General features: G+C 67.4%; 14 protein-coding genes and 1 tRNA gene. 8 read left to right on the top strand and 7 right to left on the bottom strand.

The genetic code is table 11. From position 1 onward, the window contains the following. Positions 1-15: 15 nt before the first annotated feature. Genes Q0D93_RS13380 through Q0D93_RS13370 form a run of 3 tightly spaced genes read right to left on the bottom strand, consistent with a single transcriptional unit; the run spans position 16 to position 4016 of the window. A complete protein-coding gene (locus Q0D93_RS13380) occupies positions 16-2184 on the bottom strand; it encodes an RNA degradosome polyphosphate kinase (RefSeq protein ID WP_294395232.1) in 2169 nt (722 codons plus the stop codon). Positions 2185-2193: 9 nt separating this feature from the next. Beyond that, positions 2194-2814, bottom strand: coding sequence for a DnaA/Hda family protein (locus Q0D93_RS13375; protein WP_294395230.1), 621 nt, complete (start codon positions 2812-2814; stop codon positions 2194-2196). After that, positions 2811-4016 carry a heavy-metal-associated domain-containing protein gene (locus Q0D93_RS13370; protein ID WP_294395228.1) on the bottom strand — a complete coding sequence of 402 codons (1206 nt, stop codon included), beginning with the start codon at positions 4014-4016 and terminating at the stop codon, positions 2811-2813. The genes Q0D93_RS13375 and Q0D93_RS13370 overlap by 4 nt, the downstream gene beginning before the upstream one ends. A gap of 65 nt (positions 4017-4081) precedes the next feature. Between Q0D93_RS13370 and purM the strand changes: the two genes are divergently transcribed. The 3 genes from purM to Q0D93_RS13355 are packed head-to-tail and all read left to right on the top strand — an operon-like array spanning position 4082 to position 6448. After that, positions 4082-5173: a phosphoribosylformylglycinamidine cyclo-ligase gene (gene purM, locus Q0D93_RS13365; protein WP_294395227.1), complete on the top strand. Its 1092-nt coding sequence runs from the start codon at positions 4082-4084 to the stop codon at positions 5171-5173. Next, the gene (gene purN / locus Q0D93_RS13360) at positions 5163-5795 is read left to right on the top strand and encodes a phosphoribosylglycinamide formyltransferase (RefSeq protein WP_294395225.1); all 633 of its coding nucleotides are present in this window, start codon (positions 5163-5165) and stop codon (positions 5793-5795) included. The genes purM and purN overlap by 11 nt, the downstream gene beginning before the upstream one ends. A gap of 14 nt (positions 5796-5809) precedes the next feature. Next, a complete protein-coding gene (locus Q0D93_RS13355; RefSeq protein ID WP_294395223.1) occupies positions 5810-6448 on the top strand; it encodes a hypothetical protein in 639 nt (212 codons plus the stop codon). A gap of 202 nt (positions 6449-6650) precedes the next feature. On the opposite strand, the gene Q0D93_RS13350 is transcribed toward Q0D93_RS13355, so the two are convergent. From Q0D93_RS13350 to gap, 3 genes are read right to left on the bottom strand one after another with little or no spacing between them, the layout of a single operon-like run. Continuing rightward, positions 6651-7820, bottom strand: a complete 1170-nt coding sequence (locus Q0D93_RS13350; RefSeq protein ID WP_294395253.1) for a phosphoglycerate kinase — start codon at positions 7818-7820, stop codon at positions 6651-6653. Between the two features lie 23 nt (positions 7821-7843). Further along, positions 7844-8296 (bottom strand): MOSC domain-containing protein, encoded by a 453-nt coding sequence (locus Q0D93_RS13345; RefSeq protein WP_294395222.1) that lies wholly within the window; start codon positions 8294-8296, stop codon positions 7844-7846. A 9-nt stretch (positions 8297-8305) separates the two neighbouring features. Next, on the bottom strand, positions 8306-9316 hold the full coding sequence (gene gap, locus Q0D93_RS13340) for a type I glyceraldehyde-3-phosphate dehydrogenase (RefSeq protein WP_294395220.1): 1011 nt from the start codon (positions 9314-9316) through the stop codon (positions 8306-8308). Between the two features lie 116 nt (positions 9317-9432). On the opposite strand from gap, the gene Q0D93_RS13335 reads away from it, so the two are divergent. The 5 genes from Q0D93_RS13335 (at position 9433) to Q0D93_RS13315 (ending at position 11968) form a co-directional block, all read left to right on the top strand. Continuing rightward, the gene (locus Q0D93_RS13335; RefSeq protein WP_294395219.1) at positions 9433-9642 is read left to right on the top strand and encodes a hypothetical protein; all 210 of its coding nucleotides are present in this window, start codon (positions 9433-9435) and stop codon (positions 9640-9642) included. After that, positions 9642-9953, top strand: coding sequence for a cell division protein ZapA (locus tag Q0D93_RS13330; RefSeq protein ID WP_294395218.1), 312 nt, complete (start codon positions 9642-9644; stop codon positions 9951-9953). Before Q0D93_RS13335 ends, Q0D93_RS13330 begins: the two co-directional genes overlap by 1 nt. Positions 9954-10106: 153 nt before the next feature. After that, a complete protein-coding gene (locus tag Q0D93_RS13325) occupies positions 10107-10700 on the top strand; it encodes a 5-formyltetrahydrofolate cyclo-ligase (RefSeq protein ID WP_294395216.1) in 594 nt (197 codons plus the stop codon). Then, positions 10673-10906: a DUF2842 domain-containing protein gene (locus Q0D93_RS13320; protein WP_366510288.1), complete on the top strand. Its 234-nt coding sequence runs from the start codon at positions 10673-10675 to the stop codon at positions 10904-10906. The genes Q0D93_RS13325 and Q0D93_RS13320 overlap by 28 nt, the downstream gene beginning before the upstream one ends. A 51-nt stretch (positions 10907-10957) precedes the next feature. Further along, on the top strand, positions 10958-11968 hold the full coding sequence (locus Q0D93_RS13315; protein WP_294395212.1) for a GGDEF domain-containing protein: 1011 nt from the start codon (positions 10958-10960) through the stop codon (positions 11966-11968). A gap of 390 nt (positions 11969-12358) precedes the next feature. Here Q0D93_RS13315 and Q0D93_RS13310 read toward each other — a convergent pair. After that, positions 12359-12435, bottom strand: a tRNA-Asp gene (locus Q0D93_RS13310). Between the last annotated feature and the right edge of the window lie 5 nt (positions 12436-12440).

Genomic DNA, 12440 nt, shown 5'->3' with positions numbered 1-12440 from the left:
GGAGGCCAAACACGATCAGTCGCGCTTCAGCGTCAGGGTGGGGACCGAACCCGAACGCTTGAGCGCGGCGCCCCGGCCCGACAGCGAAGGATTGGTCATGAAATAACGGTGGAGATTGAACGGCCGCTTGCCGGCGGGGGTCCGTTCGTAGCGGCCGTCCGGCTGCAAGCGCCAGCTCTGTTCGTCGTCGATCAGGTTGGCGACCATCACCTGATCCAGGATCTGGGCGTGGACGGTCGGGTTGTCTATCGGCACCAGGAACTCGACCCGCCGGTCGAAGTTGCGCGGCATCCAATCGGCCGAGGAGATGAACAATCTGGCGCCGGGATTGGGCAGCCGCTCGCCATTGCCGAACGCCATGATGCGGCTATGTTCCAGGAAGCGGCCGATGATCGACTTGACGCGGATATTCTCGGACAGGCCGGTCACGCCCGGCCTGAGGCAGCAGATGCCGCGCACGACCAGGTCGATCTGCACGCCCGCCGCGCTGGCCCGGTAGAGCTTTTCAATCAGCTGCGGATCGACTAGGCTGTTCATCTTGGCCCAGATCGCGGCCGGACGCCCCTCCCGCGCATGGTCGATCTCGGCATCGATCAGGTCGGACAGGCGATCGCGCAAGCCGTTGGGCGACAGGGTCAGCAGCTCCAGCGCACTCGGCGCGACATAGCCCGTGACATAGTTGAACAATTGCGCGGCATCGCGGCCCGCGCGCGGATCGGCGGTGAAGAAGCTCAGGTCGGTATAGATGCGCGCCGTGATCGGATGGTAATTGCCCGTGCCGAAATGGCAGTAGGTGCGGACGCTTTCGCCCTCGCGCCGCACCACCATCGAGATCTTGGCGTGCGTCTTCCAGTCGATGAAGCCGTAGACCACCTGCACGCCCGCGCGTTCCAGCTGGGACGCCCAGTTGAGGTTCTGCTCCTCGTCGAACCGCGCCTTCAGCTCGACCACCGCCGTGACCGACTTGCCCGCCTCCGCCGCGTCGATCAGGGCGCGGATCACCGCCGATTGCTTGCCCGCGCGGTACAGCGTCTGCTTGATCGCGACCACGTCCGGGTCGGCCACAGCCTGACGCAGAAAGGCCAGCACCACGTCGAATGTCTCGTAAGGATGGTGGACGACGATGTCCTTGGCCCGGATCGCGGCAAAGCAATCCCCACCGAACTCGCGGATGCGTTCGGGAAAGCGCGGCGTGAAGGGCGGGAACTTCAGGTCAGGCCGGTCCTCCTCCACCAGGTCGGCCAGGTCGCTGACGCCCAGGAACTCCTGCGTGTCGACGATCACGTCCTCGGCCCCGCCAATCTCCTCGTTGATGAGTTCGTTGAGGACCGCCGGCATGTCCGGCCGTGGCTCCAGCCGGATGATGCGGCCGCGCCGGCGCCGCTTGATCGCGGTCTTGAAGTAGAGGACCAGGTCCTCCGCCTCTTCCTCGATCTCGATATCGCTGTCGCGGATGACCCGGAACGCCCCGTCGCCGATCAGCTGGTAGCCGGGGAAGAGGATGTCGGTAAACCGGCGGATCAGGGTTTCGATCGTAACATAGCGCGCCTGCAATCCGGGCAGACGGATGAACCGCTTCAGCGTGGGCGGCACCATGATCAGCTCGCGTGTCGGCTCCCCGTCCGCGTCTCGCGTCAGGTCGAAGATCAGGGTGAAGCCCTTGTTCGGCACGAACGGAAACGGGTGCGACGGGTCCAGCGCCTGCGGGGTCAGGATCGGGAACACCTGCTCCCGAAAATAGGTTTCCGCCCATTCCGCGACGTCGCCGACAATGTCGCGCCGGTCCAGCACCGCGATCCCGGCTGTGGCGAGCTGGTCGCGTAGCGACAGCCACACCTTTTGCTGGACGTCGGTCAGGCGATCGGCGCGTTCCGCGATGGATACCAGCTGCTGGGTGGGCGTCAGGCCGTCGGGCGAGCGATCCTCGATCCCCTGCAACTGCTGGCCCTTGAGCGCGGCGACGCGGACCATGAAGAATTCGTCGAGATTGCTGCCGGAGATGGACAGGAAACGCAGTCGTTCCAGCAGCGGGTGCGCCGGGTTGCACGCTTCGTCCAGCACGCGTTCGTTGAACGCGATCCACGACGATTCCCGGTTGAAATAGCGTTCGTTCAGCGCGATCCGATCCCCTGCGCTTTCAACAAGGTCGTCGTCGTGCGGCGGGGTGGTGGTCGGTTGCTCCATCGGGCGTGCTTATGCCTCTGCGTGTGACTCGTCGATGACACCGACCGCCAGCAGGGCACGCCGCGCGAGCGGGACGGTAAGTCCCTGGCGCTTCTGATAGGCCAGTGCGTCCAGCGCCTCGATCACCCGGTGAACGCCCAGATAGGATCGTTCGATCCGTGGAACGAGATAGCGGATCAGCTCCGCCGGGGCTGCCAGGCCGCGATCATGGCACAATTTCTCGATCAGCTGCGCCGCCAGCAGGTCGTCCGGCTCCTCGATCCGCACCACCGGCGTCGCCGCCATGCGCGATCGAAGGTCGGCCAGTTCGGGTGTCCACACCGGCGGTGGATGGTCGGCGATCAGGATCAGCGGACGGCGGCGTTCCTGCGCACGATTCCAGGCGTGGAACACCTCCTCCTCGTCCGCCCGCTCGGCATTGTCGATCAGTTCGCCTTCCGCCTTGATGGCGTAGATCCGGCCGAGCAGCGAGCGCCCCGACTTGCGCGGGCCGACCAGGATGGTGGCCATCACCGGCCACAGCGCCCAATGTTCCAAGTGGCGGATGACGGGCCGATTGGCGTCGGAGACGATGTAGTCGCTTTCCTGCGCGCCGGCCGGCCAATCGAGCGGCAGCGCGAACTGGCTCATTGTCGCGCCCGCAGGCGAATGCCGCCGCCCGTATCCTCCACCGAATAGCCGGCGGCGGCCAGCGCGGTCCGGAACGCCTCGGGATCGCCGCCGAACGCGATCCGCATCACGGACACGCCGCCCAGCGCCACGCTGTCCACGTTCACCGCCTGCACGCCCGCAATGGCGCGGAGGCGGGATTGCGCCTGCACCAGCGCGGGATCGTCCGCCGTATCGACCTGAACCAGGAAGGTGGAGGCCGCGCCCGGCAAGGCGGCGGCGGATGTCGCGCCCTCGACCGGCGCCTCCTCCGGCAGATCGGGCGCGGCGGGGGGCACGATCACCAGCGACGGGTCGGACCGGAGCGCCCCGCCCCTGAGCGCGGCGGCATAAGCGGCGTCGATCCGTCTGACGCCTTCGTCCAGCATCCGGGGCAAGGCATCGCCATTGGGCGCGGTCAGGTCGAACGCGGCGACGACCGCCCCGTCAGGACCGTGGATCGCGGTGAAGCGCGCGCTTACCGGCCCGCCCGGATATTGACGGGCCAGCCGCACGGTGGGGACCAGCACGTCGGCCGCGCCATATCCGTCCAGAATCCGGCGCCAGGCACCCCGCCCGGGCCGCTCAGCCTGCGCGGCATTCAGCACCAGCGGCTCGATCCCGGTGCCGACCGGACGCACATAATCGATCGGGCTGCCGCCGGAGCGGAAGCGCGCCCACGCCTTCTGCCACTCCGTCCGGCGCTCAAAACTCTGCGGCGCGCCGCCGGACCACATGACCGGGATCACCAGCATCGGCACCGACCGGGCATCCGCGCCGTGCACGCCGAGCAGCCGGCCCGAACGGCCACGATCGAACAGCACCGCCAGCGACGCGATGTAGCGGTGGGCGCCGATCTCCTCATTCTCCACCTCGATCCCGGAGGTGATCTGGTCCAGCGCGGCATCGCCGATATTGGGCGCGGCCGATGGCGCGGCACCGTTGACCTTGGCCCACAGCTGCGCCCAGGCGCGACGTTGCGCCAGCCGCCAGCCGAAGCTGCGCGCCTGGTCGGCGGTCTTGGCCGACACGTCCACCTGCACGCCGCCGACTTCGTAATTGGCCGAGCTGTCGATCGGGGGAACACCCCTCTCCCCGCCTTCAAGCTGGGCCACGGCGAGGCCGCCGCAGACCAGGGTGGCGATGGATCCTGCGATCACGGCAATGCGGCGGGGTGACGTCACGCGCCCGCTTGTGGCGAAAGGCCGATGGATTTCCAAGCCCGTTATGGAGTAGGCGGTCGGGCCAGATGAGCGATCAGCCCTACAGTTACGCGCAGGCCGGCGTGTCGATTGCCGCCGGTAATGCCCTTGTCAACGCGATCAAGCCGCTGGTGCGGTCGACCCGCCGGCCCGGTGCCGATGCGGAGATCGGCGGCTTCGGCGGCTTCTTCGACCTGAAGGCTGCGGGCTATGACGATCCGTTGCTGGTCGCCGCCAATGACGGTGTCGGCACCAAGCTGAAGCTGGCGATCGACAGCGGGCGGCACGACACGGTCGGCATCGATCTGGTCGCGATGTGCGTGAACGACCTGATCGTGCAGGGCGCGGAGCCGTTGTTCTTCCTCGATTATTTCGCGACCGGCAAGCTCGACACGGGTGTCGCGGAACAGGTGATCGCCGGCATCGCGGAGGGCTGCCGCATCGCCGGCTGCGCGCTGATCGGCGGCGAGACGGCGGAGATGCCGGGCATGTATGCGCCGGGCGACTATGACCTGGCGGGCTTTTCGGTGGGTGCGGTGGAGCGTGCCCGCGCGCTCACCGGGCGAAACGTGCAGGCGGGCGACGTACTGCTCGGCCTCGCCTCCTCCGGCGTGCATTCCAACGGCTATTCGCTGGTGCGCCGGCTGGCGACGGACAAGGACTGGAAGCTGGATCGCCCGGCTTTGTTCGACCAGGAACGACTGCTGATCGACTGGCTGATGGAGCCGACCCGCATCTACGTCCGCTCGCTGCTGCCGCTGGTGCAAGGCGGGCAGATCGGCGCGCTGGCGCACATCACCGGCGGCGGCCTGCTGGAGAATATCCCGCGCATCTTGCCCGACGGGCTGCATGCGACGGTGGATGCCGATTCGTGGGACCAGCCGCGCATCATGGCCTTCCTCCAGGCGCAGGGCGCGATCGAGCCGGAGGAGATGGCCCGCACCTTCAACTGCGGCATCGGCATGGTGGTGGTGGTCCGTCCCGAGCAGGTCGAGGCGGTCACTGCCGCGCTCACCGGCGCGGGCGAGCAGGTGTTCCGCATCGGCGCGATCGGCGTGGGCGACAAGGGCTGCACCGTGCGCGGTTCGGCCGGAACCTGGAGCGCGCGCGGCGACTGGTCGGCCAGCCATGCCGGCTGAGGGCAAGGCGCGGGTCGGTATCCTGATTTCGGGCCGGGGCTCCAACATGGCCGCCCTGATCGATGCTTCGCTTGCCCCCGATTCGCCCTATGAGGTGGCTTTGGTCGTGTCCAACGTGCCGGATGCGCCGGGCCTCGCCTACGCCGCCGAAAACGCCATCCCCCAATTCGCGCTCAGCCACAGAGGCATGACCCGCGCCGCGTTCGATGCGCTGGTGGACGGCGCATTGCGCGACGCCGATGTCGGATATGTCGCGCTGGCGGGTTATATGCGGCTGCTTTCGGCCGAGTTCGTCGACCGATGGGCCGGGCGGATGATCAACATCCATCCATCTTTGCTGCCGCTCCACAAGGGACTCGACACGCACCAGCGGGCGATCGACGCCGGCGACGCGCGCCACGGCTGCTCGGTGCACCTCGTCACCGCCGAACTGGATGACGGCCCGATCGTGGCGCAGGCGGAGGTGCCGATCCTGCCCGGCGACGATGCCGCCACGCTCGCGGAGCGCGTGCTGGTGGAGGAACACAGGCTCTACCCCGCCGCGCTGGCGCAGCTGGTGACCGGCGGCCGGACACCGGCGGTTCAGGCAGATGCTGGCACGGGCGGTGGCTCAACCGGCTGATAGGAGGGTCGCCCATGGCTGAAACACCGCAGGAGCGCGCGGAAACGGCACGCGTCCGCAGGCGCTGGCTCAGTTTGGGCGAGACCGTGGCGATCCTGGCGGTCGTCATCTCCGCCCTCACCTTCTGGAATACCTGGCGCGAGCGGACCAACAACGAGGCGGAGAAGGCTGCCGAGGTTGCTTCGTCCTCCCGCCGGGCGAGCACGCTGACGCTGGGAGCGACGCCGGACAAGGGCGGCCATCGCCTGTCGCTGGTGCCGCGCGGAGAAGCGCAGGCGGTCCAGAGCCAGACAGTCTACTTCCCGACCCCCCTCAAGGTCACGCCCGCCGATACCAGCGGCGATGCCCGGATCGAGCGCGACTGGTTCGACAGCGCACTGGTCGACGCGCGCGAGGCGGCGAAGGTGGCCGAGCGTCCCGGCGATTCGCGCCTGCCGGTGCTGATCGAGACCCGCTACCTGACCGATGGCGATCCGCATGTGGACCGTGCGGTCTACGAGGTCGGCTATGCCACCAGCCACAGCCTGCTCGGCAGGACCAGCATAGAGTTGCGCGGCCTGTCGCGGATCGGCGCGGCTTCCAGCATCGCGGCGGGCCAGAAGCGGATCGATGGCCTGTGGGCTACGCTGATGAAGGCTCCCCCGGCTAAATAAGCGTTAGAGGTTTCGGTCCCCCGCGCCGCGTGGAGGACCGAAGCATCGTTTGCCAAGAGCGGTTTGCGATCAGGATGCACATCCGCCGTGCTCCTGCGGACGCAGCAGCCCAGAACCTTGAGGCAGATCCGTTGCCCGTTGGGCTCCTGCCTTCGCAGGAGCACGGGTCAAGATCGATCGAAGCGCTCCAAGCGTCAGCGCGTCAGCGCGTCAGCGCGGCGACGCCCGGCAGGTCCTTGCCTTCCATCCACTCCAGGAAAGCGCCGCCGGCGGTGGAGACGAAGCTGAACTTGTCGGCCACGCCCGCCTGGTTGAGCGCCGCGACGGTATCGCCGCCACCCGCCACCGATACGAGGCTGCCCGACTGGGTCAAGGCCGCCGCCGTCTTGGCGAGCGCCACCGTCGCCGCGTCGAAGGGCGGCGTTTCGAACGCGCCGAGCGGACCGTTCCACACCAAAGTGCGGCAGGTCTTCAGCGCGTCGCCCAGCGCCTCTACCGCGGCCGGGCCGACGTCCAGGATCATCTCGTACGCCTCCACCTCATGCACGTTGACGGTGCGGGTCGGCGGGTTGGGCCTGAACTCCTTCGCCACGACGACGTCGTAGGGAAGGTGGACGGTACAGTCCGCACGTTCGGCCGCGTCCAGGATCTCCAACGCGGTGCCGGTCAGATCATGCTCGGCCAAGCTCTTGCCCACATTCACCCCGCGCGCGGCGAGGAAGGTGTTGGCCATGCCGCCGCCGATGATGAGGTGATCGACCTTGGCAACCATCTGCTTCAACACGTCGAGCTTGGTGGAAACCTTGGCCCCGCCGACCACCGCCGCCACCGGATGCTCGGGTTTGCCGAGCGCCTTTTCCAAGGCCTCCAGCTCCGCCTGCATCGAACGGCCGGCAAAGGCCGGCAGCGCGTGCGCCAATCCCTCGGTCGAGGCATGGGCGCGGTGGGCGGCGGAGAAGGCATCGTTGACGTAGAGGTCGCCCAGCTTCGCCATCGCCGCGACCAGTGCGGGGTCGTTCTTCTCCTCGCCCGCATGGAAGCGGGTGTTTTCCAGCACTGCGATGTCGCCCGGCTCTAACAGGGCGATCGCCTGCTCCGCCGCATCACCCTGGCAATCGTCGATGAAGCGCACCTCGCGCCCCAGCACGTCACCGAGCGGGCCCGTCACCATCGCCAGGCTCATGTCGGGATTGCGCTGCCCCTTGGGGCGGCCGAAATGGGCCAGCACCAGCACGATCGCGCCCTTGTCCGCCAGTTCGGAGATGGTCGGCGCGGCGGCGCGCAACCGGGTGTCGTCGGTGACGCGCGCGCCATCCATCGGCACGTTCAGATCCTCCCGCACCAGCACCCGGCGGCCGCGCACGTCACCCATGTCGTCCAGAGTCTTGAAGCTCGTCACCGTTCGATCCTTACGTCATCGCCCAGCGTCAGCGGGCCGCTTTCGATCACGCGCGTGGTCACGCCGCCGCGCCAGTGGGGCAGTAGCGCAGCCTTGAGGCCGGGCGCTACGTCTTCCATGCGGCTGCACGGATCGCATTCACCGGTCACTTCCAGCGTCAGCCCGGAAGCGAACACGATCCGCGCACCCTTGGTATGTTCCAGCGCCAGCCCTTCGACCAGCAGGTTAACGCGCCTTTGTTCCCAATCGACGGGAATGCCGAGTTCGGTCAGCGCGTCGGTCCAGGCCTCCACGGCCATCACCGTCACCTGGCGCTTGTTGCGGCCGGGCTTCAGCGCGCCACGAAAGTCGCCGCGCACGCCCTCGTTGGTCGTGACCTCGATCTGGTCGAGCGTCTCCATCGGCCCGCGCGGACGCGCGTGCCGGGCGATGCCGAGGAGACGCCCCACCCGCGTCGCTTAGAGGAACTTCGCCAGCGCGCCGGCGGTATCGACCATGCGATTGGAGAAGCCCCATTCATTGTCGTACCAGCTGAGCACGCGCACCAGCTTGCCTTCCAGCACCGTGGTTTCGAGGCTGTCGACCGAGGAGGAATGCGCGTCCCCGTTGAAGTCGATCGAGACCAGTGGCTCCGTCACATATTGCAGCACGCCCTTGAGTGGGCCGCTCTCGGCCGCGGCCTTCAGCGCCGCATTCACTTCGTCCACCGTCGTGTCGCGCTTCGGCTGGAAGGTCAGGTCGACCACCGAGACGTTGGGGGTCGGCACGCGGATCGACGACCCGTCGAGCTTGCCCTTCAGCTCCGGCAGCACCTCACCCACTGCGCGGGCGGCGCCCGTGGTGGTGGGGATCATCGACATGGCGGCGGCGCGTGCCCGGCGCATGTCCTTGTGGATCTGATCCAGGATCCGCTGATCGTTGGTGTAGCTGTGGATCGTGGTCATCAGGCCACGCTCGATCCCGATCGCGTCGTTCAGCACCTTGGCGACCGGCGCCAGGCAGTTGGTGGTGCAGGATGCGTTGGAGATGATGGTGTGATCGGCCGTCAATTTGTCGTGGTTCACGCCATAGACGACCGTCAGGTCCACGCCCTTGGCAGGCGCGGAGACGATCACCTTCTTGGCGCCGGCTTCCAGATGCTTGCCCGCGCTCTCGCGGTCGGTGAAGAAGCCGGTGCATTCCAGCGCGATGTCGATGGCATCGGCGGCATGGGGCAGGTTGGCGGGATCACGCTCCGCCGTCACCTTGATGCGCTTGCCGTCGACCACCAGCTCGTTGCCCTCGGTATGGACGTCGCCGTTCCAGCTGCCGTGAACGCTGTCGCGCTTGAACAGCAAAGCGTTCGCCTGCGCATCGCCAAGGTCGTTGATCGCCACCAGCTCAAGCCCGCAATCCGGACGCGAGAGGATCGCACGCGCGACCAGCCGGCCGATCCGTCCAAAGCCGTTGATCGCAACCCGTACCGCCATCTGTAAGCTCCTATCGCAAATGCCCGTCTCGGCGTGGGGGCTCTTTGTCGCGTGCCGAGCATAGCGTCAACCGCACGCGGGTTGCGAGCGTGGCCGAGGGTGCTAAGGCCTTAACTATGTCAGATGAAATCCTGACGACCGCGATGATGCGCCTGGAGCGCGCCATCGAGCGGGTCGAACGGGCTGCGGACGATCGTGCCGCGGCCGGAAACGGCATGGCCGCCTCCCTTGCCGCGCTGGAAGAGCGCCACGGCAGCCTGCGCGGGCGGGTCCATGAAACGATCGTGCGTCTGGACGCGCTGATCGGCGACGATGGGGACGGCTGATGGCACAGGTTACCCTGAAGGTCGGCGGCCGCCGCTACGAGCTGGCCTGTCGCGACGGCGAGGAGCCGCATCTGGAGCTGTTGGGCACGATGGTGGACGCCAAGGCCCATCAGGCGGCGCGCGCGCTCGGCAACGCCAACGAGCCGCGCCAGCTGCTGCTCGCCGCCTTGCTGCTGGCCGACGAGCTCAGCGAGCTGCGCGCCGGGGCACCCGATCCGGAACGCGATTCCACCGCGCGCGCCCTGCAAACTTTGGCCCAACGGATCGAAGCGCTTGCGGAACGGCTTGAGAATGGCGGCGTTGCTTCCTAAATGGAAGGTGGTGGGACTGCCCGGTACGACTTGCAGCGATTATCCCTGAGGCGATTCTTCATCCATGGGAGCTGTCCCTGGCCGGGCTCTGGCCCGATCCACATGGCCCCCACCTGACGTTCTTGGCGTCAGAGGATATTCCAGGAAACGGCCATGGCGGTTCCACCACCCTCCCCCGATCTGACCGACAAGCAGGCCCTGCGTGCCACGTTGCGGCGTGGGCGTGCCGCATTCGTCGCCGGGCTGGGCGATGCGCGTCCTGCCGCAGAGGCGGCCCTTGCCGGGCGCCTGCTGGAGAGGATACCGCCGGGCGCGACCGTGGCGCTTTATCAAGCCTTGCCGGACGAGCCGGATCCCGCGCCTTTGGCCGGACTGCTGGCGGCGGAGGGCCATCGCCTTGCCTTACCGCATGTCGCCGCCGACAAGGTCACGATGCGCTTCCTTGCCTGGCAACCCGGCGACCCGCTGGCGAAGGGTGGATTCGGCATCCTCCAGCCGATCGGCACGGACGCCGTCGCGCCGGCGGTGATCGTCACGCCCCTGGTGGGGTTCGATCGCGCCGGCGGCCGAATCGGCCAGGGCGCCGGACATTATGACCGCGCCTTTGCCGCTCTGCCCGGCGCGATCCGCGTAGGCTATGCCTGGTCGGTGCAGGAGCAGGCGTCCGTTCCGCACGATCCCTGGGACGTGCCGCTGCATGCCGTGGCGACCGAAGCGGAATGGATCGGCGTGGAAGCGATCTCGTGACGCCAAGCTGGCGCAAACCGGCCGGCATGTTGCTGATCCTGTTTTATATTATGATCTGGTCAGGTCTGGTGGCGAGCCAGGCCGACCGTATTTCTTCGCTCGTCTGGCCGCTGCAGGCCCTGATCTACGCAAGCGCCGGACTGATCTGGATCGCACCTTTGAAACCATTGCTGCGATGGATGGAACTCGGCCGCTGGCGCGCCTGATCATCGCAATGGTGGCAGGTTTGTTAACCGGTGCGCCCTAGGGAGCATGGCATGACCCAACCGGCCTTCGAGGATCCGTGGCGGCGTCTCTATGACGGTATCGCGCGCGTCCTGCTCGACAACCGGCTGGAGCCCACGCCCACCAACTACGCCATGGCGCACCGTTACCTGACGGCGCACGACCGCGCCTACAATGGCTCGATCGAGCGGGCGATCAAGTCCGGCGGGCTGTCCGCCGCCTCCGCCGCCGCGATGATCGCCGAACGGTCGGTGGAACTGTCCGCCGCCGACCTGACCGTGATGATCGCGGAGGCGCAGGCGCGACTGACCGAGGTCGACGAGATCGTCACCCAGTCGCGCATCGCCGCGCACGATTATGGCGAGGCGCTGGAAAGCAACGCCGCCCAACTGGAGGCGGGCGCGCCGGTCGCGCCGGTGGTGAACACGTTGGTCGGCCTGACCCGCTCGATGATCGAGCGCACCCGCGGCGTCGGCGATCAACTGCGCGCGGCGTGCGACGAGATCCGGCAGTTGCGCGATAGCCTGGCCGAAGCGCAGGACCAGGCCAACAAGGATGCCCTGACCGGCCTGCCCAACCGCCGCGCGCTGGACGCGCGGCTGGCGGCCGCGATGGACAATGCGCGCCTGACCGGCGAGCCGTTCAGCATCGCCATCTGCGACATCGACCATTTCAAAGCGTTCAACGACCGCTTCGGCCATCAGATTGGCGACGAGGTCATCAAGTTCGTCGCCACCAGCCTGGCGCGGGACAGCAACGAACGGCTGTTCGCCGCCCGTTATGGCGGCGAGGAATTCGTGATCCTGTTTGAAGGTGCAGGCGCGGCGATGGCAAAGGCGGAGATCGACCGCATCCGCGTCGCCATCGCCGCCCGCGACCTGAAGGTCAACGCAACCGGGCAGACGTTGGGCAAGCTCACCTTCTCGGCGGGCGTTGCGGAGCTTGCGCGCGAGGACGATGGATCGTCCGCGATGCTGAAGCGGGCTGACGTGGCCCTGTATCAGGCGAAGCGCGGCGGCCGAAATCGGGTCGTCATCGGCTAGGTTGGCTGGGTGAGGTAGCGCCGCCGCGAAGGCACATGCGGGAGCGGGAGTGAGGCCGCGTGGGCTCCGGCCTTCGCGGAAGCACGGGAAGGCTTGAATCCCGGAAGATGGATCTGGGAAAGTCCGCCCGGCCTGATCGCTGCTCCCAGGGGACAAACGGGCCACGCGGCGGCTTCAACGAAGCGGGTGCTATCGTGATCGGCTGCACACCAGGCTGGCTTTGCCACGGTCATGCGCATCGCGTCTGGATCGATCGGCGCAAGGGCTGCCGCCTTGCTCCGCGTAGAAGCAGAGACAAGGCAAGGTCTCACGCAGGCATGCTCTTTGCAACTGCCCAAGTGTTCAAAGTATTGGCAAGCTGGAACCAAGTAACAGCCATCCGATAAGGGATGGCGCGAGTGACGGGGCTCGAACCCGCGACCTCCGGCGTGACAGGCCGGCGCTCTAACCAACTGAGCTACACCCGCTTGGA

Origin of the sequence: uncultured Sphingomonas sp., from assembly GCF_934560975.1 — a bacterium.
Lineage (GTDB): Bacteria > Pseudomonadota > Alphaproteobacteria > Sphingomonadales > Sphingomonadaceae > Sphingomonas_I.
This window is presented reverse-complemented; position numbering and strand designations above follow the sequence as displayed.

Bases quoted from the DNA above. Each gene is read 5' to 3' on its own strand.
- Q0D93_RS13380 (WP_294395232.1), bottom strand. From the start codon at position 2,184: ATGGAGCAACCGACCACCACCCCGCCGCACGACGACGACCTTGTTGAA.
- Q0D93_RS13375 (WP_294395230.1), bottom strand. From the start codon at position 2,814: ATGAGCCAGTTCGCGCTGCCGCTCGATTGGCCGGCCGGCGCGCAGGAA.
- purM (WP_294395227.1), top strand. From the start codon at position 4,082: ATGAGCGATCAGCCCTACAGTTACGCGCAGGCCGGCGTGTCGATTGCC.
- purN (WP_294395225.1), top strand. From the start codon at position 5,163: ATGCCGGCTGAGGGCAAGGCGCGGGTCGGTATCCTGATTTCGGGCCGG.
- Q0D93_RS13355 (WP_294395223.1), top strand. From the start codon at position 5,810: ATGGCTGAAACACCGCAGGAGCGCGCGGAAACGGCACGCGTCCGCAGG.
- Q0D93_RS13350 (WP_294395253.1), bottom strand. From the start codon at position 7,820: ATGGGTGACGTGCGCGGCCGCCGGGTGCTGGTGCGGGAGGATCTGAAC.
- gap (WP_294395220.1), bottom strand. From the start codon at position 9,316: ATGGCGGTACGGGTTGCGATCAACGGCTTTGGACGGATCGGCCGGCTG.
- Q0D93_RS13335 (WP_294395219.1), top strand. From the start codon at position 9,433: ATGTCAGATGAAATCCTGACGACCGCGATGATGCGCCTGGAGCGCGCC.
- Q0D93_RS13330 (WP_294395218.1), top strand. From the start codon at position 9,642: ATGGCACAGGTTACCCTGAAGGTCGGCGGCCGCCGCTACGAGCTGGCC.
- Q0D93_RS13325 (WP_294395216.1), top strand. From the start codon at position 10,107: ATGGCGGTTCCACCACCCTCCCCCGATCTGACCGACAAGCAGGCCCTG.
- Q0D93_RS13320 (WP_366510288.1), top strand. From the start codon at position 10,673: ATGGATCGGCGTGGAAGCGATCTCGTGACGCCAAGCTGGCGCAAACCG.
- Q0D93_RS13315 (WP_294395212.1), top strand. From the start codon at position 10,958: ATGACCCAACCGGCCTTCGAGGATCCGTGGCGGCGTCTCTATGACGGT.